Source organism: Polyangium sp. 15x6 (assembly GCF_029960785.1).
GTDB lineage: Bacteria > Myxococcota_A > Polyangia > Polyangiales > Polyangiaceae > Polyangium.
Genome location: NZ_JASBQE010000016.1, coordinates 66,255 through 89,054 on the forward strand (window position 1 = coordinate 66,255; position 22,800 = coordinate 89,054).

Genomic DNA, 22,800 nt, shown 5'->3' on the forward strand with positions numbered 1-22,800 from the left:
CGAGCTGCGCCCACAAGCCCCCTGGATCTGCGAAGAAGCAACACAGGGGCCCGCCGCCGCGCGCGGGCGTGCCCGGCCGTGTTTTTCGGACACGAACATTCTCGCGGCGGCTCCGGCCGTGTCATATCGTGGGCCCATGAGCCGGGTCGTCCTGCACGTCGACATGGATGCGTTCTACGCCTCCGTCGAGCAGCGGGACGACCCGCGCCTGCGCGGCCGCCCCGTCATCGTCGGCGGACATCCGCGCCGCGGCGTCGTCTGCGCCGCCTCCTACGAGGTCCGTCGCTTCGGCGTGCGCAGCGCCATGCCCATGGCCCGCGCGCTCGTCCTCGCGCCCTCGGCGATCGTCGTCGCACCGCGTTTCTCCGCGTACGTCGAGGCGAGCGAGCAGATCCACGCCATCTTCGAATCCGTCACGCCCCTCGTCGAGCCTCTCTCGCTCGACGAGGCCTTCCTCGACGTCACGGCCTCCCGCGGGCTCTTCGGCACCGGCGAGGCCATCGCCACGCACATTCGCGCGCGCATCGCGGCCGAGCTTTCCCTTCCGGCCTCGGCCGGCGTCGCCTCCTCGAAGCTCGTCGCCAAGATCGCCTCCGACCTCGCCAAGCCGAACGGCCAGCGGATCGTCGCGCCCGAGGAGACCACGCAGTTCCTCGCGCCTCTGCCCGTCTCGCGCCTCTGGGGCGTCGGGCCGAAGACCGAGGAGATCCTGCGCGCGCAGGGCTTGCACACCATCGGCGATGTCGCTGCGCGGGATCCCGTCTCGCTCGGGGTGCTGCTCGGCAAGCTCGGCCCGCACATTCATGCCCTCGCGACCGGCCACGGCGACGATCGTCCCGTCGTCCCAGATCGCGAACAAAAATCCCTCGGGGCCGAGGACACGTTCGAGGAGGACCTCCAGGGCATCGCGGCCCTCACCCCGCACGTGCATGCTCAGGCCTTGCGTGTCGGCCGCCGCTTGCGCCGCGCGGGGCTCGTCACGCGGGTGGTGGTCCTCAAGGTCAAGCTCTCGGACCACACCCTCGTCACGCGCCGAACCACGCTCGACGAGCCCACCGACGACGGCCAGGTCCTCCACCGCGCGGCCCTCGCACTCCTCGACGGCCTGCCCATGTCGCGCCGCGTCCGCCTCACGGGCGTCTCCGCCCACGAGCTCAGCCGCGGCGGGGGCCAGCTCCCGCTCTTCGACCAGGGCGCGCAGCGCTCGAAACGCCTGAACCAGGTCCTCGACCGCATCGCCGACCGCTTCGGCCCAGCCGCCGTCGTCCCAGCCGACGTCGCAGGCCTCGGGCACGGCAGCGCAGACGACGAGGCCCGCCGGAAGGTCGGCGCAGCGCAGTTCGACGCGCCCTCGCGCCTCCCCCGGAGGGAGCGGGGCTGAGCCGCCGCGCCGGGGCTCTGCCCCGGGCCCCGCGGGGGCTATCCGCCCCTCGACCCGGACCAGGCACGGCCTGGACCGAGGGTGGAAGAACTGCGCTCCGCGCAGTTCTTCCAACGGGCCGGTGAGACAGCCTTGCCTGTCGAAACGTCAGCGCGGCTGCCTTGCTTGGCAGGGTCGTGGCTGGTCTTGACCTGGCCTGTTCGATGAACTGCGCATCGCGCAGTTCATCGACCCCGGGTCCAGCCCCTGGCTGGTCCGGGTCCAGGGGCGGATAGCCCCTGGTGGGGCCTGGGGCAACGCCCCAGCGAAGCGCCTCCCGGATGAGACCTCCTCTTGTCATTCCTGCCCAAAGCTACTAAGGCGACCGCATGTCGGCCGAGACCATCGATGCTTCTCGCGGCGCGCGCAGGACGTTCGTCGCCTCGCGCCTCGGATCGCTCCTCGCCGTGGCTCCGCTCGGCGTCTGGACCGTGAACCACGTATGGGACAACCTCGCGGCCTTCCAGGGCGCCGAGGCGTGGCAAGCGTCCGTCACGGACCACGCGCACCCCGTCGCGCATGGGGTCACGCTCCTCGTCGTCCTCCTGCCCCTCGTGATCCACACGGTGTGGGGCCTCGGCCGGCTCAAGAGCATGCGCCCGAACAACGAGCGGTATGGCTACTTCGCCAACCTCCGCTACATCCTCCAGCGCGCGAGCGCTGTCGGCGTGCTCTTCTTCCTCGGCGCGCACATCTGGCTCGCGTTGCTCCGCCCGCGCCTTCTCCTTGGCCATGCCGAGGCCTTCTCGGACATCTCGCACGAGATGCACCACCACATGCCGACGCTCGTGGTCTACCTCCTCGGCACCCTCGGCGTCGCGTATCACCTCGCGAATGGCATCGGCACCTTCTCGATGGGCTGGGGCCTCGCCGCGAGCCGCAAGTCGATCCGCACGATCGAGCGCCTCTCCTACCTCGTCTTCGTCGTCCTGCTCGCCATGTCCTGGGGCGCCATCTACGCGCTCTGGCGCGCCGGCACCTGAATCGTTGTCATGAGCCTGGCCGCTCCGTTAAGGTGGCCTGGCCATGCCCTTGAAATATCTGGGCGCTCGTGCGCCGCGCCCCCTCCTCGCCTACGCCTTCGCCCACGCTTTCCTCCTCGCCGGCTGCGGCAGTGACGACGCGCCTGTCTTCACCGCGCCTGATCGCGTCGAGGGCGCCCGCGCGCCCCTGACGGCTCCCTGCGGCGATCCGGACGACCTCCGGTGCCTCCTCCCCTGGCCCTCCAGCGCCTTCCTCACCGCGGACCCGGCCACCGCCACCGGCGTCCGCCTCCACCTCGAGGCCACGAGCCTCCCCGTCGACGACGATCCTCGCTCCCTCGCCCTTGCCGACGGGTTTTCCCGCGTCTCGCCTCTCGCCATTGGCTTCGCTGGCCCCGTCGCCCTGCCCGCCGCGGGCTCCTTCACCGAGGGCCCGGTGCGCCTCCTCCTCGCGCAGCACGACCACGCGCGCCGCGGCGAATCCGTCCCGTTGCGCCTCTCCGCCACGCCGGGCGAGGATCCGGCCGCCGAGACCCTCGTCCTCGGGTATCCCCTGCACCCCCTCGAGCCCGGCGCCGATTACGTCGCCGTCGTGCTCGACGACCTCAAAATGGAGGGCGGCGCCGCGATCGAGCCGACGCACCAGACCCGCGTCGCGCTCGGCCTCGCCACCCCGGCCTCGCAGGCCGAGGCCGATCTGCGCGGCTACCACGCCCCGACCCGAAAGCTCCTCGCGGAGGCGGGCATCGATCCGGCCCGCGTCCTGCGCGTCTTCGACTTCACGACCCGCTCCGCCGACGACCCCACGAAGCGGCTCACGGCCATGCGCAAGGCTGCGATCGACGCCGTCACCCAGGGCAGCGTCACCGTCGAAATCGACTCCGTCGCCTGGGACCCGAACCCGGCCGTCGCGGCCGTCGTGATGGGCCGGCTCGTCGGGCTCCCGTCGTTCCTCGAGGACGACCTCGACCTCTCGGTCGACGCGGCCGGCGCCGTCGTCCCGAAGGGCACGCACGAGGCGCCCTTCCGCGTCATGGTCCCGGCCGGCAGCGGCAATTACCGATTCGTCATGTATGGCCATGGCATGGGCGGCAATGTCGATGACGGCTCCTTCGACCAGGAGCTCGGCCAGAATGGCATCGGCAAGGTCGGCATGCGTTTCGACGGCTGGACGGGCGACGACGTCATCGGGACGTTCGTCGGCATGACGCGCATGGCCGAGGCCACGCACCGCTCCACCGCGCGGCTCATGCAGGCCCTCGCCGACGGCGCGGGCGTGCAGGCGGCGATGAACACGACGCTCGGCGAATTGCTCTCGGGCCCCACCTTCGACGGCGGGGCGAATCCGCTCATGGGCCGCGAGCCCGACGGCAGCGTCCCGGTCTGGGCGGGCGGCTCCCTCGGCGGCACGCTCGGCCTCGTGTATGCCTCCGCGGACCCCGACATGCATTACGGCGTCCTCAACGTCCCCGGTGCCGGCTGGACCCATTTCATTCCCGGCTCGAACGTCTACGGCACGATCCAGGGCCTGCTCCGCGCGACGTACGGCGGCAACCTCGACGTCAGGCATGCGCTCACGCTGAGCCAATCGAACTGGGACGACGTCGACGGCGCGATCTGGGCGGATCGAATGCCCGACGAGCCGACGGCTTATCTGATCCAGGAGAGCATGGGCGACCCCATCTTGCCGAACGAGGGCACGGCGTTGCTCTCGGTCGCGGTCGGGGCGGGCCAGGTGGGCGCGGTCTTGAGCCCGATCCTGGGCGTCGAGACGTCGGCCGAGGTGGTCGGCAAGAGTGGGCTCACGCAGTTCCGCACGCCGGACATGGATCCGTATGGCATCCACGGATTCGCCGCGGAGGGCGGGCCCGCCGGGGACGCGGCGCGCCAGCAGATCACGACGTATCTGAAATCGGTCTGGGCGGGTCAGCCCAAGATCACGGTGCCGGAGGGCTGCACCGGCGGGAGCTGCGACTTCACGAAGAAGTAATCACTTCAAGACGAGCTTCCCCGCCTTCGTGAGACAGCTGAACGTCTCGTCGTTCGGCGGGGTCCCGTCGTCTCGGCAGGGCGGGGGCACGTCGAACGCATCGCCGACCGGCGCTTTCGGATACCAGCAAACGCCGTCGAGGTGACGGACGAGATACTTCTCCTCGCCCTCCGTGGCGTTCTCGATCTCCCAGTCGGTCGAGTCGTACACGATGATCGAGCCGGCCTCGCAGATCTCCTCGGCCCCCTTCACGTGCTCCTTTTTCCAGATGGGCGCGGGCTTGTTGCCCTTCGCGGGCACCCGGTCGCAGGGGACGATCTGGCGGGCGCCGTCCAATCTCTGCGCGGACATGCTGCCGATGTTCCGGAGGGGCATGACGGTCGTGGTCCACTCCGTCCCGGGGCGCTGCTCGCCGGCCCTCACGTAAAGCGAGGCATACCCACACCCCTCTTCGGTCGAGCCCTTCTTGCGGATGGCGTCCCGCATCTGCCCGCATTTCCGCTCGGCGTCCTCGACCTTCATGGGGCCCTCGACGGTCTCGACGGTCCACCCGTCCTCGAAGGTCCCGTGGGTGGCATCGGAGCAGGCCTGCGCCTGGACGACGGCATTGAAGTAGGCCTCCATCGAGGCGAAGTCCGTCTTCGATGCCTCGACGGTGGCATTGTACATCTTCGCGAAGTCCGCGAGCCACGCCTTGCCTTCCTCCGTCGCCGCGCCTCCGTCGGACGTCGCAGCGGCGATCAGCGCTCCGCAGCCGAGCGGACCCGCGCACGCGAGCAAGAGGAACAGCGGTCCCAGGAGCCCGCTCTTCCGCGTCGGGATGGTATGTTTCATCGTATCACCCAAATTGCTCTTGGATTGTAAGAGACACCCGTCAATTCGTTGACGCTGTGGGCGTCTATCACGCGTCGGCGAGCAGATCAATCGTTGCCCCGTGTCACGAAGGGCACTGCCGGTGGCTGCGCGGCAGCCGATCTTCATGCGTCGACCACCCCGTTCCCCTGTCGACAGGCCACGAACAGCAACCCCTTCCCCCCGAAGGCCTGTCGACAGGGCGCAACGATGAACGCGACCCTCCCGCCGCCCTGTCGCCAGCGCGCCGACATGAAGGCGATGCCCCCGACGCCCTGTCGACAGGGCCTTGCCCATCAAGCCGATCACCCCGACGCCCTGTCGACAGGCCATCGGGGTAGTCGTCTTGCCCCCGACGCCCTGTCGACAGGCCATCGGGGTAGTCGTCTTGCCCCCGGCGCCCTGTCGACAGGCCGCGGACATGAAGCCGACCCCGCCGATGCCCTGCCGACAGGACCCAGGGGTGATCGTCAGGGCGTTTCGGGGCTCGCAGGCTCGCCAGCCGAGGCCTTCTTCCCCGCCAGCGCGTCCGCCCGCATCTGGTCGAGCTGATCGAACAACCCGAAGACCTGCGCGTCCAGGTCCCTCGGCAGGGCCGCATTCACAGCCAGCTCGTCCCCCAGCGCCCCCCGGAACCGGCCCAGCACCGCCAGTGTCGCCGTCCGGATCCGGCCCGCGTCGCGCCGCGCGCCCGTGTCCACGTCGGCCCGCTGGCTGAGCAGCGCGCCGATCTGCTCGGCCGCGCCCACGTACCCCTCGGCCCAATCGAGCAGCGTGAGCCCATCCGCGATGGGGATGAGCTGCAAGTCAGCCTTCAGCTCCTCGATCTGCTTCCGGTGCTCGAAGGCCGCATGCGCCTCCTCGACGTAACTCGCCCGCAAGTCGTCGAGCTGCGGAATGAACGCCGCCCGCACCCGCTCGACCGCCGCCCGCACATGCGCCGGCACCTTGGGGCACCGCATATACGCCTCCGTCACGTGCCAGATCGCCGCGCCGAACCCATCATGCTCGTCGTCGGCCTCCGCAATCGACTCGGCGAGCGGCTTGCCCCCCGTGAGCGCCCCCGGGAGCGCGTCGATCTGCTGCTTCTTCGCGAGGAGAATGGACTCGTACGTCTTGCCCGCGCCAGACACGACCAGCGCCGCGTGACGCGGGCCGAACAAGTCGGCAAACGCAACCTTGAGAGCCGCCAAGGACAGATGTCTCATGCAAACGGACGTTACACGCAGTGAGCGGGAAAACGCAAGAAGGAGCGCAAACGGGGGCGCTGCGCTGGGGCTTCGCCCCAGGCCCCACCAGGGGTTGTCCACCCCTGGACCCGGACCAGCGCAAGCGCTGGACCCGGGGTCGATGAACTGCGCGATGCGCAGTTCATCGAACAGGCCCGAGGCAAGACCAAGGGCGACCCCGCCAGCCAAGACAGCCGCGCTGCCCTTTCGACGGGCAAGGCTCTCTCACGGGCCCGGTGGAAGAACTGCGCGGAGCGCAGTTCTTCCACCCCGAGTCCAGGGCTTGCCCTGGTCCGGGTCGAGGGGCGGACAGCCCCCGCGGGGTCCGGGGCAGAGCCCCGGCGCGGCGCCCCCAAGAAGAGCCGCCATGCTCACGACACGTCCGTGTAGAATGCCGCACCATGACGAGCCAAGGCAGAGTCCCCAACGCGATGGCGCGTGCGTGCCTCGACGGGGCTGCGCGTGAGATTGCGGCGAATCGGCCGCGTGAGGCTTATGCGCTTGCTGGCCAGGCGATCGAGGCGGATGGGGACTGCGCGGCGACGCTCGGCGAGGCTGGGCGTTGGATGCTCGAGGCGGCTTTGTTTTTCGACGAGACGTGGGTTGCGCGTATGGTTGCGCGGGCCGAGCTCGTCGTGCTCGAGGCGCTTGCGCTCGACTGGAGCTTGCCTGTGGCGCGTGAGACCATCGGGAAGATTGCTGCGGTCCTTTGCAGGGTCGACCGCCCGCATCGACCCGAGGTGCTCGAGCTCTTGAACCTTGGCAATGAGCGCTTCATGGCGGGCCGGTTTGCCGAGGCCGAGCCTCATTTCGTGCGCGCGACCAAGCTCGATCCCACGGATGCCACTGCGCACAAGTACCTCGGCAACACCTACTACAACCAGAAGCGCCTCCCCGAGGCCGTGTTTTGCTTCCGGCGCGCGACCGAGCTCGATCCGCTCGATCCCCAGGCTTTCAAGTTCCTCGCGGATGCTCATCTCATGCTCGAGGAGCATACGCCCATGTGGCGCGCGGTGTATGGCGCGATTGCGGCGAACCCGCGGTACTGGTCCGCGTGGCTCATGCTCGATCGGCTGCTCGCTGCTGGCGGCGTAAAGATGCGCCGGTTTCGCCCGAGCCCGACGGCGTTACCGGACCTTCAGAAGAATACGATCTTGTTCGACGAGTCGGCCCCGCCTGCCACGACTGCGGTGTGGAAGCAGCACGCCACCGCTTGGATCGAGGGGGCCAGGTCGAATGCGTCACGCCATGCCTGCGAGCTTGCGGCGATCACGCGGATGAACGAGGCCATCACCTGGCTTCGCGACAACAATGACGCTGCGTTTCGTGAGCTCGACCCCGAGCTCAGGCTCTTGCCCGAGCTCACGAAGCTCGGCAACCTCCGACCGTTCGTCCTCGTGATTCGTTATGAAGAGTCGTTCCGGCCCGAGCTCGAGGCGTACAAGCAGGAATGGGCGAAAGCCACCGGGGATCCGATCGAGGCGGTGCAGAATTTTCTCGTGCGCACGCGCGCTCGACCGTTGTGAGCGTTAACAATCGCTAACGAGAACACAACAACAGGTTCACCGGATTGGCGCACTGTCGTCACATGACGACGCTTGCGCTTGGCTTGCCACGAAAAACGCGAAAAAAACCTCGAACGCGGCACGCCGCCGCGGCTTTGGCCGGGCTTTTTTGTTTGCCTCTCCTCGCCTGCTCCAGCTCCGACGGCGGGAGCGCGCCCGGGGCCGGCGGCAATGGCGGTGAAGGCGGCGGCCCGCCCGACGTCGAGCCCGGCGACTCTTCCATTCTCGTTGGCTCGTTCCAGGTGCGCCTCGTCGCGCCGGTCCCTGCGTCCGGGAATACGCCGGCGACGCCGGGGAGCACCGCGGTGCTCGGCAAGGTATACGACGGCCCCACGCCCTCGCAGATCATCTGGGAGGAAGCCGCAAAGGAAGGCGCGTGCAAGCTCTCCACGCCGCGCGTCCCTTTTTGCAGCACGCCTTGCGGCGGCAGCGCGGCCTGCGTCGAGGACGATCAATGCCAGGACTACCCGCTCGCGCACGGCGCCGGCAAGGTCACGGTCAAGGGCCTGCATACGGAATCGGGCGACGAGGGGTTCAGCATGGATCCCGTGGTGAACGCCTATCAACCGCCCGCCGGCGTGAAGCTCCCCTACCCTGCGTTCGCCGAGGGGGACGTGATCTCCTTCCAGGCGGCTGGTGATTACTTCAGCGCCTTCACGCTCGAAGCCGCCGGCATCGCTCCCCTCGACCTCACGAGCGAGACGCTCACGCTCGAATCGGGCAAACCCGTCTCCCTCGCGTGGACACCACCGACGAAGGCCGGGAGCTCTCGCATTTACGTGAAACTCGACATCAGCCATCACGGCGGCACGAAGGGCATGATCGAGTGCGACACGGACGACACCGGCTCCCTGGAGATTTCCGCCGCGCTCCTGACGAAACTCATCGACCTCGGGATCGCGGGGTATCCTTCCATCGTGGTCGCTCGGAAATCGACGGGCTCCACGACCATCAAAGAGGGCCGCGTCGACCTCGTCGTCACCTCGTCGATCGAGGAAGCCGTGCAGATCCCCGGGCTCACGTCGTGTACCGTCGACGAAGATTGCCCGAGCGGTCAGATCTGCCAGGCCGATCTCACCTGCAAATGAATTTCCTCCGGATGCCGAGCATCCGAAGAATGAGCTGGAACGAATCCAGCGAGCTCTAGAAAGGAGCTTGTCATGAACGCACACCGATGGGCGCTGCCCCTCTTGGGCAGCGCGGTGCTCTCGTTTGTCGTGGGTTGCGGTAGCAGCAGTGACAATGATCTCGGCCTCGGGAACGGCGGCTCCGGGAGCAGCGCGTCCTCCGCGTCGAGCGGCAATGGCGGCGCGGGCGGCGCCGGTGGCACGGGCGGCGAAGGCACCGGCGGAAGTGGTGGAGGCAATGGCGGCAGCGGCGGCGACGCGGGCGCCGGCGGCGGCGGCACGACCGAAAAGTTCAGCTTCTTCGTGACGAGCTTGCGCGCCTTGCAGGAGCTCTCGGGCAATTCCGAGGGGTTCGGCGGCGATCTCCGCTTCGGCGAGACGGGCGCCGGCGCCGGGCTCCGCGGCGCCGACAAGATCTGCGCGACGATCGCCGAAAAGAGCATGCCGGGCGCGGGGCAGAAGCCGTGGCGCGCGTTCCTGAGCGCCACCGCGGGCGAGGACGGGCAGCAGGTCGACGCCAAGGATCGCATTGGCGAGGGCCCCTGGTACGACCGGCTCGGGCGATTGCTCGCGGCGAACAAGACCGATCTCCTGACCGAGCGCCCCACGGGGGCCGACGCGGCCATCATCAATGATTTCCCGAACGAGGACGGCGTCCCGAACCACCAGCCCGATCCGAATCAGGGGCAGGTCGACAACCACGACATGCTCACCGGTACGAACGCGCAAGGTACGCTCTTCAGCGCGACCGCGACATGCAAGGACTGGACGAGCAACCTCGGTGATCTCGCGAGCGAAGGCCGGCCGCGCGTGGGGCATTCGTGGCCGCGGTTCGGCGGCGGCGGCGGCCCGGGGCCGGGCGGCGGGGATGGCAGCATGGCGAACTGGATGTCCTCGCTCAACGAGTCCGGCTGCGCGCCGGGCGTGAACCTCATCGAAATGGGCGGGCCCCAGCCGGGCGCGGTCACGGTGGGCTCCGGCGGCGGATACGGCGGCTTCTATTGCTTCTCGCTCGTCCCCTGACGCTCGCGACTCGACTTCGGCTTTCTTCGGGAGGAAATCATGTCCTTACACAAACGCGCCGCCACGGCGCTGGGTCTCGTTTTGTTCGTCGCCGCGCTGCCACTCGCGTGCAGCGACACCGCCGCGCCCGCGGGCCCCGTGTTCGAATGCCAGCTCGCGAGCGGCAGCGAATCCCCGGAGTTCTTGCAGGTGATCGGCTGCAACGGGGACTTCCAGGCGCTCGCCTCGGAGCCCCTCCGCGCCGATCTGCCGGGCGCGCGCTCGGTCAAGGTCGTCCTGGATCAGGCCGACGACAATGCGCTCTACTTCCAGAACAGCGTCCTCTACAAGATCCACTACGAGTTCGCCTCGAAGCACCTCTCGGGCAATGACCTTCCGCTCGTGCCCGAGCTGTCGAGCTTCAACGCGACCGAGTATTACACGCCGGATCGCCGCTTCTTGCTCGGCGCGGTGACGTACTACGAGGGCCCGAAGGTCTGGGCGCTCGAGATCGCCCCGTACGACACCGCCTCGGCGGCCATGATCACGACGCTGTACGAGACGGTCGCGAAATCGGCCTACTTCGGCGGAAATCTCTTCTTCCACCCCACGTCGGACGCGGTGGCCGTCGAGGCGGACAAACTCGGCACGGACGTCCCCGTGAAGACCACGGACGAGCTTTATGCGGCGATCGATTACCAGCCGCTCTCGCTCGGCTCCTCCATGGGCCGGCTCCGCTTCCTGAAGGCCGCGGATCTCGATACCGAGTACGTCTCGCACGAGGACATCGTGGTGCTCGACGAGGCGCCGAACGACATCTCCGTCATCCAGGGCCTCGTCACCGAAGAATTCCAGACGCCGCTCTCGCACGTAAATGTGCTCTCCCAGAACCGAGGGACGCCGAACATGGGGCTCCGCCATGCCATGACGAATCCCACGCTGCGGGGGCTCGAAGGCAAATTGGTCGAGCTCACGGTGGGCGCCTCGACGTGGGGCGTCCGCGAGGTCACGCTCGAAGAGGCCCAGGCCTTCTGGGACGCGCACAAGCCCGAGCCCGTCGTGCTCCCGACGCTGGATCTATCGGTCACGGGCCTGTGGAACCTCGAGGACGTGACGCCCGAGCCCGCGGCCGGCGCGTCGCTCCGGGACGCGATCAAGAAATCGGTGCTCGCCTTCGGCGGAAAGGCCGCGCATTACTCGATCCTCGTGCGGACCGAGGACGTCCCGATCCAGAAGGCCTTCGCGATCCCGGTCCATTACTACGACCAGTTCATGAAGCAGAACGGGTTCTACGACCAGATCGACGCGCTGCTCGCGGATCCCACGTTCCAGGCGGACGCGGCCGTCCGTGATCAGAAGCTCGCGGACTTGCGCAAGGCCATGGAGGCGGCTCCCGTCGACGCCGCGTTCCAGGAGCTGCTGAAGGAGAAGATCGCGGCCGAATACGGGACGCACAAGATGCGCTTCCGCACCAGCACGAACAGCGAGGATCTCGAGGGTTTCCCCTGCGCCGGCTGCTACGAGTCGCATACGGGAGACCCGACCGACTGGCCGGACGTGCTCGACGCCATCCGCGAGACCTACGCGAGCGCCTGGCTCTTCCGCACGTTCGAGGAGCGCAGCTATTACGGCATCGATCACAAATCGATCGGCATGGCCCTGCTCGTGCACCACAACTTCCCGGACGAGGAGGCGAACGGCGTGGCCGTCACGGCGAATCCGTTCGACGAGGCGGGGGTCGATCCCGCATTTTACGTGAACGTGCAGTACGGCGGCGACGTGGAGGTCGTGGCCCCGCCGCCCGGCGTGACCAGCGATCAGTTCCTCTACTACTTCACGCAGCCGAACCAGCCGATCACGTACCTCACGCATTCGAGCTTGCTGGCCGAGGGCGAGCGTGTCCTCACGACGGCGCAGATTCATCAGCTCGGCGTGGCCCTCGACGCCATCCACGCGCGCTTCTCCCCCGCGTATGGGCCGGCCGCGGGGAACAAGGGCTGGTACGCGATGGACATCGAATTCAAGTTCGACGACGAGGCCGCCCCGGGCGAGACGCCCACGCTCTACATCAAGCAAGCACGCCCCTACCCCGGCCGCGGGGACGAGTGAGCGCGACGTTCCCGACGCCGCGAGATTCGCACGCTTAACAATCGCACACGAACCTGTAACATCAGCTCCGCAGTCCCGACATACAGTCGACTCGAACCTTGGACTTGGGGAGTGACTGATGAAAATGCGGTTCCTGCATGGTGTGCTACCGTTCGCTTCGCTTTTGACCCTGGCGATCCAGGGCTGCGGCTCGACCGATCCCAGCGCCGAGACGGGCGCGGGCGCGGCGGGAGGCGGCGGATCGGGCGGCAGCGCCGGTGAAGGCGGCGGCGGAAACGGCGGCGAGGGCGGCAGCGGTTCGGAGGATCCCGATTACGCGGCCGCCTTCCCGCAGGATCGGGTTCCTCGTATCGACATCACCATTTCGCCCGAGAACTGGCAGGCGATGGTCGCCGACATGACCGACATGCTCGGCACGTTCGGCGAAAGCATGGGCGGACCGGGCGGGCCGGGTGGACCGGGTGGGCCCGGCGGCGGGCCGCCGCCGGAGCTCACCGAGGCTTGTAATGGCCTCGCGGAAGGTGACGCTTGCACGTACACGCTCAATGGCGTCGAAACGCAAGGGACGTGCACGGCCGCGATCGGCACCCTGCTCTGCTTCCCGGAGGGAGGCCCCGGCGGCCCCGGCGGCCCGGGTGGACCGGGCGGCGAAGGCGGCGTCGATCTGCTCCCCCGCACGCCCATCTACGTCGAGTGTGACGTCAAGACCGAGGATCGGAGCTGGCAGCACGTCGGCATTCGCTTCAAGGGCAATTCGAGCCTGGCCATGACCTGGAGCCAGGGCGTCTGGAAGCTGCCGCTGCGCTTCAACTGGGACAAGTACGAGGACACGTACCCGGAGACGAAGAACCAGCGGTTCTACGGGTTCGACGCGCTCAGCTTCTCGAACTCCGCCAACGATTCCTCGCTCCTGCGCGACAAGATCGGCACCGAGGTCTTCGTGAACGCGGGGATCCCGGCGCCCGCGACGGCGTTTTATCGCGTGTTCATCGATCACGGCGAGGGCCTGAAGTATTTCGGGCTGTATACGGGGATCGAGCTGCCCTCGGACGAATCGTTCATGGACACGCATTTCGGCGGCCACAAGGGTAACCTCTACAAGCCCGACGGCGCAGGCGCGCGGTGGCAGACCTGGGACCCCGACACGCTCGGCAAGGAAAACAACGAGGACGAGGCCGATTTTTCGGACGCGCAGGCGCTCTTCGACGCGCTGCACGCCGACAAGACCGACGCCGCGGCCTGGCGCGCCGGCCTCGAAGCCCGCCTCGACGTCGATCGTTTCTTGCATTGGCTCGCGCTGAACGCGGTGATCGAGGACTGGGATCAGTACGGCCGCATGCCGCACAATTATTACATGTACGCGGATCCGAAGAAGGACGCGCAATTCACGTGGATCCCCTGGGACCACAGCTTCGCGTTCCCTGCCGCGTCGGGCGGAGGGTTCGGCGGGCAGTCCATGTCGCTCGCGATGACCGAGATCACCGAGCAATGGCCGCTCATCCGGTACCTGCTCGACGACCCGGTGTACCTCGAGAAATATCGCGGCTACGTCGCGCTCGCGGTCGAGAAGGACTACGAGGCCGCGAGCATGGAGACGCGATTCAAGGCCGCCCACGACCTCATCGCGCCGTACGTCGTCGGCGCGGAGGGCGAGCAGCCGGGGTACACGTTCCTCGCGTCGCCCGCCGCGTTCGACGAGGGCCTCGCCGGCGTGATCGCTCATGCGAAGGAGCGGCCGGCGGACGTGGCCACGTATCTCGGACCGTGACCTCCTGAACCCTCTCGCCCACGATTGCCACGAGGAACACGCCGCATGATGGAATGGCTCGAACCGCTCACCCAGGGGGATGCATTCGAATGGCGCAAGGCGCTCGTCTCCCTCCTGCTCGCCTTCGGGCTGGGCCAGGCCATCGCGGTCGTGTACATGGCGACCTTCCGCGGTCTCTCGTATTCGCGCTCCACGGTGCACGGAATGGCCATGGGCAGCGTGATCACGTGCATGCTGATGCTCGCCGTGGGCAGCAGCATCGCCGCGGGGATCGGCATGGCGGGGGGGCTCTCGGCGGTCCGGTTCCGCACGTCGCTGCGTGATCCGCGCGATATCATCTTCATCTTCGCGGCTCTCGGCGTGGGGATGGCGACCGGCGCCCAGGCGCACGGCGCGGCGATCCTGGGCACGATCATCTTCGCGATCGGATTCGTGCTGCTTCATTTCACCGGCTATGGCGCGCGCCATCAGCCCGATGGTCTCCTCCGCTTCGCGGCGCCCGCCGGGCCGGAGGCGGAGGAGGCCATCATGAAGATCCTGAGGAGCCATTGCAGGTCCTTCGCGCTCGTCACCCTGCGCGAGGCGGCGCAAGGGACGATCATGGAGCATGCGTACCAGATCAGCGTCCGTACGCCGGATCTGCGCTCGCCGCTCGTCTCGAATCTGAAGGCCATTCCGGGGGTGCAGGACGTCGCCTTGCTGCTGCAGGAGCCGACGCTGGATCTGTAGCCATGAAATCGACGAAGACCGTATATCGATTGCAGGCGGCCCTTCAGCGCGTCGCGCCCGGGCTCTGCCTCGTCTCCACCCTCGGCGCTGCGGCGTGGCTGCACTTCGGCGAGGGCGGCGGGCGCGGGCACATCGTGGGGTTCGCCGAGACGACGCCCGAGGCGATCGCGCCGATCGAAGTCGCCAAGATCGTCGCGGTCCACGTGCATGTCGGCGACGCGGTCACGCCGGGGCAGATCGTCGTGGAGCTCGACACGGCCGCGATCGACGCCGAGATCGCCGTCGCCGAGGCGGAGAAGGCGCAACTCGAGGCGGACGTGCGCGCGTCCGAAGCGGAGATCTTGCAAAAGCTCGACATGGACCTCGCGTCGCTCGAGCGCGAGGCGGCGAAGCAACGCGAGGAGCACCTGCAGGTGACCGCCACGGCGAAGGCGCTCGACAGCGAGCTTGCGCGGGTGAAGCAGCTCGTGGAGGACCGGCAGGTGGTCTTCGAGGAGCTCGCCAAGGTCGACCTCGAGCGCACCGCAGCCGCGGCGCTCGCCGCGGAGAAGCCGAGGACGTTGAACCTGCTCACGAAGCAGATCAAGGCGGCCGAGGCGCGGCGGAAGGCGGTCAAGCAGGAGGGCTCCGCGACGGCAGACAAGCTCGCCGCGGACTTGCGTTTCGCCGAGCGGAACATCGAGCTCCTGAAGAAGAGGCGCGAGGCGTACATGCTCCGCGCGTCGCGGCCCGGGCGCGTCGCGGCGATCTTCAAACGGCCTGGCGAGGTCGCCGTGGCCGGCGATCCGGTGCTCAACATCGTGAGCGGAGGCGCGCGTGTCGTCGCCTGCGTGCCCGAGCGCGTGGCGCTCGGCCTGCGCGAGGGAGATGATGCGAAGCTGTGGATCCGTGGGCAAGCGAGTGCCCCGCTCCTCGGAAAAACCGTCACGCTCGGCCCCGTCGTCGCGGAATTGCCCATTCGTTGCTGGACGGCGCCGAACCGTCCGACGTGGGGCCGTGAAGTCACGGTCGAGCTCGAAGGCGCGGTGAACGTGCTCGCGGGGCAAGCCTTCGATGTCGTGTTCCAGCCGTCCACCATGCCGCTCGCATCCCCACCCGTCGCCCCCACGAAGGCCGCGACGAATGCGGCGAACGTGAACGCGGCCCATGCGGCGAACCTTCCGGCGAGCGTGCTCCCGATGATGCTTCCGGACGCGCTGGCGAAACGGACGCGATTCGAGCCGTCCGGGATTCTCGCGCGGGAGGCCGAAGGTCGTTATCTCGTCGTCAGCGACGATACGGGCCAGAAGGACAAGGACACGGAGGGCGCGCCCTGGGTTTTTGGAATGTCCAAGGACGGCGCCATCGAGCCGGAGCCTTTGCAGGTGGACGGCATCGACGAAGTCTCGGACGTCGAGGCGATTGTCGCAGGCGATGCAGGCGAGATCTACCTCTTGTCGTCGCAGAGCTACAGCAAGCGAGGGAAGCGCAAGCCCGCGCGGACGGCGCTCTTGCGCCTCCGGAAGGAGGGACGAGGTTTTCGTGTCGACGGGGAGGCCCATATCGCGGAGCTGCTCGACGCGGACCCCGCGCAGGCCGCGGCGCTCGGGCTCCCGAATGGAACACGAGCGCTCGACATCGAGGGACTCGCCTACCGAGGAGGCTCCCTTTACTTCGGCCTCAAGGCTCCGCTCGACGCGCAAGGCAATGCCATGATCTGGCAGGTCACCGCGCCGAGCGCGCTCTTCGCATCGAAGCCCCTGGCGAGCGCCGGCGCCTCGCTCTGGGCGCGCGTCCGTGTCGACGTGGAGGTCGCGGGCAAACCCACGCCGGGCGGCATTTCGGATCTGTTGTTCCTGCCCGACGGAGGCCTCGCCATTTCGTCGACGCCCTCGACGGCGGACGGTGACGCGGGGGCGCTCTGGCGCGTCGATGCGCCGGCGTCCGGCGCGCTCACGCCGGTGCTCGTGCGGAAATGGGCGCTCAAGCCCGAAGGAATCGCGCCGTCGCTCTCCGCGGGCAAACTCATGGTCGTCTTCGATACGGGCAGCACCGCCCCGTTGTTCGAGGAGGTGCCATGGGCACGGTGAAAAGATTCGCAGCCCTGCTCCCCGCAGCGCTGCTCCCGGCTCTCGCAGGCTGCACCGCTCCGCTGCAAATGTCGGGCTCCGAGCGCGCGATCGCCATGTATCGCGAGAGCCTCGGGCCCCGGGGAGCGCTCAACGTCCGCCACGACGAATCCACGCGCCGCGAGGCGGAGCGGAGCCAGACGGGTGCCTCCGACGCGGCGCCACGCGTGCTCACCGTCGAGGACGCGGTCGTGCTGGCCAAGAAAAACAGCGCGCATCTCTCGGCGCTCGAAGCGGGCGCGGCCACGGCCGAGGCGGGCGTCGCCGCGGCGAACAAGCACACGAATCCGGAGCTCCGGATCTCGCAGATCCGCCTCAATCAATTCGTCGAGGGCGAGCCGCAGATCCGCACGGCGGTTCGTTTTTCGCCGGATCGGCCGGGGGACGTGGACGCAGAGGTCGCGGAGGCGCGCGCCGAGCAGGCCGAGGCGCAGGCCGAGGCGCGCGCCGAGGAGATTACCATCGAGGCCGATGTTCGCTGGCTCTTCGACGACGTAGCGCTGATCGACGCGGAGATCGAGGCGGCACGCGCGGTCGCCGAGGCGCGAAGGGCCCTCGCGGCGCAGATGAAGAACCGCCTCGCCGCGGCGGAGGCGACCTCGATCGACGAGGCCATGGCCGAGCTCGCGGCGGTCGAGGCCGAATCGGATCTGGCCGAGCAACAGGCGCACCGGCGCGAGGTGCTCGGCGAATTGCTCGATCGGATCGGCCTCGAACCCGGGGCGTCCGTGGAGGTCGTCGGCGAGCCGCCGCTCGCGTGGCCTCCTCCGGATCTCCCTTCGGAGCAGGCTCTCATCGAAGAGGCGCTGCGGCGCAGGCCCGAGGTCGCCATTGCAGCCGCGCGGATCGACGCGGCCGACGCCCGCGCGTACGCCGAGCGCGCGCGGCGTTTTCCGTGGTTTTCGTTCGTGGAGGTCGGGTATCAATTCACGCCGGGCACGCTGGCCACGCCGGGCACGCTGACGGGCCTCGCCTGGACGTTCCAGGCGGGCGTGGAGCTGCCAATTTTCGACACGAATCGCGCGGGCGCCGCCGCTGCCGGCGCGGCGAAGACCTCGTCCGAGCGCGCCCTCGCCGGCGAGGTCGAGCGGGTCGCCCGCGAGGTGCGCGCGCGCCTGCGCGAGGCCGAGGCCTCGCGCACGCTCGTCACCGAATTCCGCGCCCGCGCCCTCTCCGCGGCCGCACAGGCCGGTACCGCGTCGAAACGAGCGCTCGAAGGCCGAAACGTCGACGTCATCGAGGCGCTCTCCGTCGACGCGCAACGCGTCAAGGTCGAGCTCCGCCTCCTCGCGCTCGTGCGCCGTTATCGCACCGCCGTCTCCGAGCTCCGGCGCGCCGTCGGCGGCCGCTTCCCGGCCGCCGCCCCCCGCGGCGCCAGGTACTGAGCATGGGTCTCATGTCGAAGCGGGGTCGCTGGGGCGTTGCCCCAGGCCCCACCAGGGGCTATCCGCCCCTGGACCCGGACCAGCGCAAGCGCTGGACCCGGGGTCGATGAACTGCGCTTCGCGCAGTTCATCGAACAGGCCGAGGAACGACCCCCCTGCCAACCAAGACCGCCGCGCTGCCCTTTCGACCGGCAACGTTGTCCCTGGTCTTGCCACACGGGCCCGTTGGAAGAACTGCGCGGAGCGCAGTTCTTCCATCCCGAGTCCAGCGCTTGCGCTGGTTCGGGTCGAGGGGCGAACAGCCCCCGCGGGGTCCGGGGCAGCGCCCCGGCGCAACGGTTGCCCGATGGGACCCCTGCTCGTCGCCAGGTGACGTCAGCCGGGAATGCGCGCATCCGGGAGCGTCAGCTCCGCGGTCACTCCATAACAATACTTCGAGAAGGAATAGCGGATCAGGTCGAGCCGCTGGACGAGCGAGACCATCCACCGCGGCGGGCGCCGCTCGAATTTCAGTTCGAGGACACAAACCGGCTCCTCGGTCCGCGTCTGCGCCCGGTGATCGATCGGCCGCCACCGCCCCGGGATCGCTTCGAGATCGAGTGATTCTTGCGGCTGCACCGCGATCTTCCGATCGAACGTGAGCCGCGCGTAGGTATCGATCTCGCTGATGTAGGCCTCGCGCTCGTACTCGACGAGCAGCACCGGGCGAATGTGGTGCCGGTGATACGGCGCGAGGAACCGCATGGCCCCCGACCGCGCGCCGGGCGGGAGCGCGGCGAGCGCGGATTCCTTGCCGGCGAGCACGTCCCGCCACGCGGCCGCGGGCATGGCGGCGCGCGTCTTGACGATGACGTCGAGCACGCGCCGTTTGACCTCGAGGAAGACCGGGCTCTCCTTGCTCGCGGGATAACAGCGCGCCCGCAGCTTGAATCGATCGGCCTGCTCCCGCTCGTTGGCCCAGAAGAGGTCGTAGCGATCCGTGTCGAAGTACAGCGATCGAATTCGATATGTCCCGTCGGGCCCGGCGTATTTGTCGACCTTCGACGTCGCGCGCGCCGTGGCGCGGACGGCGGGGACGAGCCCTTCCGGGACCAAGTATTTGTACTCGTAACGCTCGATGATGTTGTCCACGGCGCGCCTCGTTTTCAGGGCGTGGGGGCGATCTTGTCGCTGCGCACGGTCACGATGTTGCGGAGCTCGGTGATGCTCGCGTCGAAATCGGCGAGGTCCTTGCTCGTCTGCTCCCCCGAGCCCGCCGTGTGCAGCACCGCGTCCGCCTGGTTGATGACCGCCTGCATGGAGTTCTCGTCCCACGCGGTCCGGGCAAGCTCGGTGAGCTGCGTGTGGAACTCCATGTCGAGCGCCTCGATCGCGCGGAGCCGGAGCGGCAGCTTGGTCACCGGCGTGGTCTCGGGGTCGAACGCCGGATCATCGAGGATGCGATCCATCCCGTGGGGCATGAACACGAGGAGCCCGGTGGCGGGGTTGTTGTAAATGTAATGGTTGTTCGCCCGGAACGCGAAGCCGTCCCAGTGGCCGAGCAGCGCTTCGAGGGCGTAGCTCTTCATGAACCGGCCGAGATCGAGCCGCTTTTCGAGCGCGTCGGCGAACTCCGCGTCGGGCGTGTCCTGGATGATCTGGGCGAGCGCGAGGAGATCGTCGCGGGTCCGGCCGTCCTTTTTTTCGTCCTCGAGCTCCATGTGTTCGATGTCGTCGACGAAATCGCCGCAGCAGGGGCCCTCGTACAGGTTGCCCTCGGCGAATTCTTCGCCGAAGTGGCTGCGGAGGAAATCCTTGTCGATGGCCTCGACGACCACGTAGATCCCCTTGTCGACGCCGTTCAGCGTCACCTGCGCGTGCGCCACCCGTGCGGCGGGGATGCCGGCGCGCAGGTGCACGTCGGAGCCGAGCCGGCTGCGCAAAAAGCTGGGATCCTGCTTCGAGCTGTTGAGGATGAGCTTGTTCAGCCCGTAGAGCTTGGCCTGATCGTCGAACTCGTCGAACTTGACGGAAAAGCTCGGCTTGTCGTCGAGATCCACGAGCGTGTTGCCCTTCTGTCGGATGCCGGATCCCGCGACGAGCTCGCCGTCGTAGACGATGTCGCAAGGGACGCGCTCGTCGAGATTGCTCCCGAGCGTGCCGAGGTACGTCGAAGCGACGGTGATCTCCACCTGGTGGAGCTTGGCCGGGTCGAAGACCGACGCCACGGGATCCTCGGCGATGCAACCCGTGAAAGCCGATGTGAGGAGGAGGATCGAAGCGAGACGGTATCGCATGCCCGCGAGGGTACGAGATTCGTGTTAACGGCGTGTTAAGCGGACGGAAGATGTGCAATCGGGAGCCGCACGCGCGCGCGGGTGCCCTCGTTCGGCGCGCTGACGAGCTCGATCTTGCCGCCGTGGGCGTCGACGATCCGCTTCGCGAGCGGGAGCCCGAGGCCGAGCCCCCCGGTCGCGCGGGTGCGGCTCTTGTCGGCCCGGAAGAACGGCCGGAACACGCGCGAGAGGTCCTCTGCCGCGATCCCGATGCCTTTGTCGATCACCTCGACCGTGATGTCCTCGCCGGCGCGCGCGACGAGCTCGACCGCCTCCGAGGCCTTGTCCGTGTACTTGTGGGCATTCTCGAGCAGGTTGTCGAAGACACGCCGCAAAAGTACGGGATCCGCGTCCACCGAGGGCAAATTCGCGGGCACGTCGACCCTGAGCGTCCGCTCGGGGTGCGCCGCGCGGAAACGCGACGCGGCATGCGTGAGCAATTCATGGACGTCGACGCGCTCGCGGCGCAGCGGGGGAATGCCAGCGTGTGATTCCACATCCTCGAGATCGAGCCGCGCGGCCGTGAGGACGTCGGAGATGAGCCGCTCGAGCTCGTCGAGATCCCCGGCAATTTCGCCGAGCATCTCCCGCGCGACGGCGACGTCGCCCTCCGCCTCGGAGACGAGCGCGAGGGCCATTCGAATGCGCGAGAGCGGCGTGCGCAGCTCGTGCGAGACGTTCGCGAGCAGCTCCCGTTCGGCCCGCAAAAGCTCGGTCACGCGCTCGGCCATCTCGTCGAACGCGCGCGACACGTCGCCGAGCTCGTCGCGGTTCGGCAGAGCGGCGCGGGCCTTCAGATCGCCGCCGCCGAACGCGCGCGCCGCGGAAGACAGGCGACGCAGCGGCCGCGTGAGCGTGCGCGCGAGCAGCCAGGACGAGATTCCCACGACCACGAGGACCATCGTGATCAAGCGAGGCCCGGTGATGGGCGGGCCCGGCGGTCGATGCGGGGCAAATTGCTCGATGCGCCCCTCGCGACCATCGGGAAAACGCACGGGTTTTACGTGACAAGGTGGTGGCGGTGGTCGATCCTCGAGGAGTTTCCACGGCCTGAGCGGCATACAGCGGGGCGCGCCGGGCGCGTTCGTCGCGAAGACGGCGCCGTCCGGATCGACCACGGTGACCGAGGCGTGCAGCTCCCGCTGCATGAGATCGAGCACACCCTGGAGCTCGCGCGGTCTGTCGATCTCCCGCGTGATCATCTCGTGAAAGAAGCGAACCTGGTGTTCGTGCGGAAACCCCTTGGGCCGGTTGATCTCGAGGAGCGCGATGAAGCCCGCCGCGACCACCGCGAACTGCGCGAGGCCCACGAGGTAGATGCGGAGGGCCAGGCGCGTGCGCAGGACGTCACGGAGGGCCATGGCTCACATCCGGTCGATCGCGAACACGTATCCGATGCCGCGCACGGTCTTGATGATCCGGGGGTTTTTCGGGTCGTCGCCGAGCTTCTTCCGGAGGTGCGAGACGTGCACGTCGATCGAACGATCGAAGGCCTCGTCCGCGCTGCCGCGCACGAGATCCACGAGCTGCTCGCGCGTGAGCACGCGCCCGGCCCGCTCGGCGAGGGCGTGCAGGAGGTCGAACTCGTAGGTCGTGAGCGCGAGCTCCGTCTCGCCGAAGATGGCCCGGCGGGCGCAAGGGTCGATGGTGAGGGAGCCGGCGACGATCTGGCGCTCGGCCGGGGGGCCCGCGAGGCCGCGGGCGCGGCGCGCGTGCGCCCGGATGCGCGCCAGAAGCTCGCGCGCGGAGAAGGGCTTGGGCAGGTAGTCGTCCGCGCCGCCTTCGAGGCCCATGACGCGATCGGCCTCTTCGCCGCGCGCGGTTACCATGATGATCGGGGTGTGGACGCGGGCGCGGAGGCGCTGGCAAACCTCGAAGCCGTCGATCTCGGGGAGCATGAGGTCGAGGAGGACGACGTCGGGGTGCTCGCGCAGGACGGCGGCGATGCCGTCGCGGGGATCGGTCGCCAACGTGACGCGGACGTTGTGGGATTCCAGGTATCTCGCCGTGAGTCGAGCGAGCTTCTCGTCGTCCTCGATGAACACGATCGAGGTCGAGGTTCTCTCCACGGGCATCATCGGCGCAGACTACCACCCGCGCCGCGGGCGGAGTGCGTCGCTAACAGTTGCTTAACATGAGGCGGACGAACGGGCCGGAGCGGGCCTTGGGGAGCGAAGCTCTCCCTCCGGAGCACGCCCGCGCAATCCCTGCTCATCGC

17 protein-coding genes are annotated in these 22,800 nt (G+C 68.4%); 11 read left to right on the forward strand and 6 right to left on the reverse strand.

Going from position 1 to position 22,800, the window contains the following annotated elements; translation table 11 throughout:
- Nucleotides 1-136: 136 nt before the first annotated feature.
- The 3 genes from QHF83_RS14340 (at nucleotide 137) to QHF83_RS14350 (ending at nucleotide 4,393) form a co-directional block, all read left to right on the forward strand.
- Nucleotides 137-1,381 carry a DNA polymerase IV gene (locus tag QHF83_RS14340; RefSeq protein WP_282418378.1) on the forward strand — a complete coding sequence of 415 codons (1,245 nt, stop codon included), beginning with the start codon at nucleotides 137-139 and terminating at the stop codon, nucleotides 1,379-1,381.
- A 368-nt stretch (nucleotides 1,382-1,749) separates the two neighbouring features.
- Entirely contained in the window at nucleotides 1,750-2,403 is a 654-nt protein-coding gene (locus QHF83_RS14345; protein WP_282418379.1) for a hypothetical protein, read from the forward strand.
- A 43-nt stretch (nucleotides 2,404-2,446) separates the two neighbouring features.
- Nucleotides 2,447-4,393 (forward strand): hypothetical protein, encoded by a 1,947-nt coding sequence (locus QHF83_RS14350; RefSeq protein ID WP_282418380.1) that lies wholly within the window; start codon nucleotides 2,447-2,449, stop codon nucleotides 4,391-4,393.
- Here QHF83_RS14350 and QHF83_RS14355 read toward each other — a convergent pair whose 3' ends face one another.
- Together QHF83_RS14355 and QHF83_RS14360 are read right to left on the reverse strand one after the other, a co-directional pair.
- A complete protein-coding gene (locus QHF83_RS14355; protein ID WP_282418381.1) occupies nucleotides 4,394-5,227 on the reverse strand; it encodes a hypothetical protein in 834 nt (277 codons plus the stop codon).
- A 488-nt stretch (nucleotides 5,228-5,715) separates the two neighbouring features.
- Nucleotides 5,716-6,408: a hypothetical protein gene (locus QHF83_RS14360; RefSeq protein ID WP_282418382.1), complete on the reverse strand. Its 693-nt coding sequence runs from the start codon at nucleotides 6,406-6,408 to the stop codon at nucleotides 5,716-5,718.
- A 467-nt stretch (nucleotides 6,409-6,875) separates the two neighbouring features.
- On the opposite strand from QHF83_RS14360, the gene QHF83_RS14365 reads away from it, so the two are divergent.
- The 8 genes from QHF83_RS14365 to QHF83_RS14400 all read left to right on the forward strand — a co-directional run bounded on the left by QHF83_RS14365 (nucleotide 6,876) and on the right by QHF83_RS14400 (nucleotide 18,267).
- A complete protein-coding gene (locus tag QHF83_RS14365; RefSeq protein ID WP_282418383.1) occupies nucleotides 6,876-8,000 on the forward strand; it encodes a tetratricopeptide repeat protein in 1,125 nt (374 codons plus the stop codon).
- A 152-nt stretch (nucleotides 8,001-8,152) separates the two neighbouring features.
- Nucleotides 8,153-9,127, forward strand: a complete 975-nt coding sequence (locus QHF83_RS14370; RefSeq protein WP_282418384.1) for a hypothetical protein — start codon at nucleotides 8,153-8,155, stop codon at nucleotides 9,125-9,127.
- 72 nt (nucleotides 9,128-9,199) lie between these two features.
- Nucleotides 9,200-10,189 (forward strand): hypothetical protein, encoded by a 990-nt coding sequence (locus QHF83_RS14375; protein WP_282418385.1) that lies wholly within the window; start codon nucleotides 9,200-9,202, stop codon nucleotides 10,187-10,189.
- A gap of 39 nt (nucleotides 10,190-10,228) precedes the next feature.
- Nucleotides 10,229-12,277, forward strand: a complete 2,049-nt coding sequence (locus QHF83_RS14380; protein WP_282418386.1) for a PEP/pyruvate-binding domain-containing protein — start codon at nucleotides 10,229-10,231, stop codon at nucleotides 12,275-12,277.
- 118 nt (nucleotides 12,278-12,395) lie between these two features.
- A complete protein-coding gene (locus QHF83_RS14385) occupies nucleotides 12,396-14,045 on the forward strand; it encodes a CotH kinase family protein (RefSeq protein WP_282418387.1) in 1,650 nt (549 codons plus the stop codon).
- A gap of 45 nt (nucleotides 14,046-14,090) precedes the next feature.
- Entirely contained in the window at nucleotides 14,091-14,774 is a 684-nt protein-coding gene (locus tag QHF83_RS14390) for a DUF4956 domain-containing protein (RefSeq protein ID WP_282418388.1), read from the forward strand.
- A gap of 2 nt (nucleotides 14,775-14,776) precedes the next feature.
- Nucleotides 14,777-16,843 (forward strand): biotin/lipoyl-binding protein, encoded by a 2,067-nt coding sequence (locus QHF83_RS14395; RefSeq protein WP_282418389.1) that lies wholly within the window; start codon nucleotides 14,777-14,779, stop codon nucleotides 16,841-16,843.
- Nucleotides 16,831-18,267 (forward strand): TolC family protein, encoded by a 1,437-nt coding sequence (locus QHF83_RS14400; protein ID WP_282418390.1) that lies wholly within the window; start codon nucleotides 16,831-16,833, stop codon nucleotides 18,265-18,267. Before QHF83_RS14395 ends, QHF83_RS14400 begins: the two co-directional genes overlap by 13 nt.
- A 375-nt stretch (nucleotides 18,268-18,642) precedes the next feature.
- On the opposite strand, the gene QHF83_RS14405 is transcribed toward QHF83_RS14400, so the two are convergent.
- The 4 genes from QHF83_RS14405 to QHF83_RS14420 are packed head-to-tail and all read right to left on the reverse strand — an operon-like array spanning nucleotide 18,643 to nucleotide 22,660.
- Nucleotides 18,643-19,398, reverse strand: coding sequence for a polyphosphate polymerase domain-containing protein (locus QHF83_RS14405; protein ID WP_282418391.1), 756 nt, complete (start codon nucleotides 19,396-19,398; stop codon nucleotides 18,643-18,645).
- Nucleotides 19,399-19,412: 14 nt separating this feature from the next.
- Nucleotides 19,413-20,543 carry a CotH kinase family protein gene (locus tag QHF83_RS14410; protein ID WP_282418392.1) on the reverse strand — a complete coding sequence of 377 codons (1,131 nt, stop codon included), beginning with the start codon at nucleotides 20,541-20,543 and terminating at the stop codon, nucleotides 19,413-19,415.
- Between the two features lie 35 nt (nucleotides 20,544-20,578).
- Complete coding sequence (locus QHF83_RS14415) at nucleotides 20,579-21,943, reverse strand: HAMP domain-containing sensor histidine kinase (protein WP_282418393.1); 1,365 nt, start codon at nucleotides 21,941-21,943, stop codon at nucleotides 20,579-20,581.
- Between the two features lie 3 nt (nucleotides 21,944-21,946).
- The gene (locus QHF83_RS14420; protein ID WP_282418394.1) at nucleotides 21,947-22,660 is read right to left on the reverse strand and encodes a response regulator transcription factor; all 714 of its coding nucleotides are present in this window, start codon (nucleotides 22,658-22,660) and stop codon (nucleotides 21,947-21,949) included.
- Between the last annotated feature and the right edge of the window lie 140 nt (nucleotides 22,661-22,800).

What these genes read in the sequence shown, in the direction of transcription:
- QHF83_RS14345 (WP_282418379.1), top strand. Translation starts at nt 1,750, where the DNA reads ATGTCGGCCGAGACCATCGATGCTTCTCGCGGCGCGCGCAGGACGTTC.
- QHF83_RS14385 (WP_282418387.1), top strand. Translation starts at nt 12,396, where the DNA reads ATGAAAATGCGGTTCCTGCATGGTGTGCTACCGTTCGCTTCGCTTTTG.
- QHF83_RS14390 (WP_282418388.1), top strand. Translation starts at nt 14,091, where the DNA reads ATGATGGAATGGCTCGAACCGCTCACCCAGGGGGATGCATTCGAATGG.
- QHF83_RS14410 (WP_282418392.1), bottom strand. Translation starts at nt 20,543, where the DNA reads ATGCGATACCGTCTCGCTTCGATCCTCCTCCTCACATCGGCTTTCACG.
- QHF83_RS14395 (WP_282418389.1), top strand. Translation starts at nt 14,777, where the DNA reads ATGAAATCGACGAAGACCGTATATCGATTGCAGGCGGCCCTTCAGCGC.
- QHF83_RS14355 (WP_282418381.1), bottom strand. Translation starts at nt 5,227, where the DNA reads ATGAAACATACCATCCCGACGCGGAAGAGCGGGCTCCTGGGACCGCTG.
- QHF83_RS14415 (WP_282418393.1), bottom strand. Translation starts at nt 21,943, where the DNA reads ATGGCCCTCCGTGACGTCCTGCGCACGCGCCTGGCCCTCCGCATCTAC.
- QHF83_RS14380 (WP_282418386.1), top strand. Translation starts at nt 10,229, where the DNA reads ATGTCCTTACACAAACGCGCCGCCACGGCGCTGGGTCTCGTTTTGTTC.
- QHF83_RS14400 (WP_282418390.1), top strand. Translation starts at nt 16,831, where the DNA reads ATGGGCACGGTGAAAAGATTCGCAGCCCTGCTCCCCGCAGCGCTGCTC.
- QHF83_RS14375 (WP_282418385.1), top strand. Translation starts at nt 9,200, where the DNA reads ATGAACGCACACCGATGGGCGCTGCCCCTCTTGGGCAGCGCGGTGCTC.
- QHF83_RS14340 (WP_282418378.1), top strand. Translation starts at nt 137, where the DNA reads ATGAGCCGGGTCGTCCTGCACGTCGACATGGATGCGTTCTACGCCTCC.
- QHF83_RS14365 (WP_282418383.1), top strand. Translation starts at nt 6,876, where the DNA reads ATGACGAGCCAAGGCAGAGTCCCCAACGCGATGGCGCGTGCGTGCCTC.
- QHF83_RS14350 (WP_282418380.1), top strand. Translation starts at nt 2,447, where the DNA reads ATGCCCTTGAAATATCTGGGCGCTCGTGCGCCGCGCCCCCTCCTCGCC.
- QHF83_RS14420 (WP_282418394.1), bottom strand. Translation starts at nt 22,660, where the DNA reads ATGATGCCCGTGGAGAGAACCTCGACCTCGATCGTGTTCATCGAGGAC.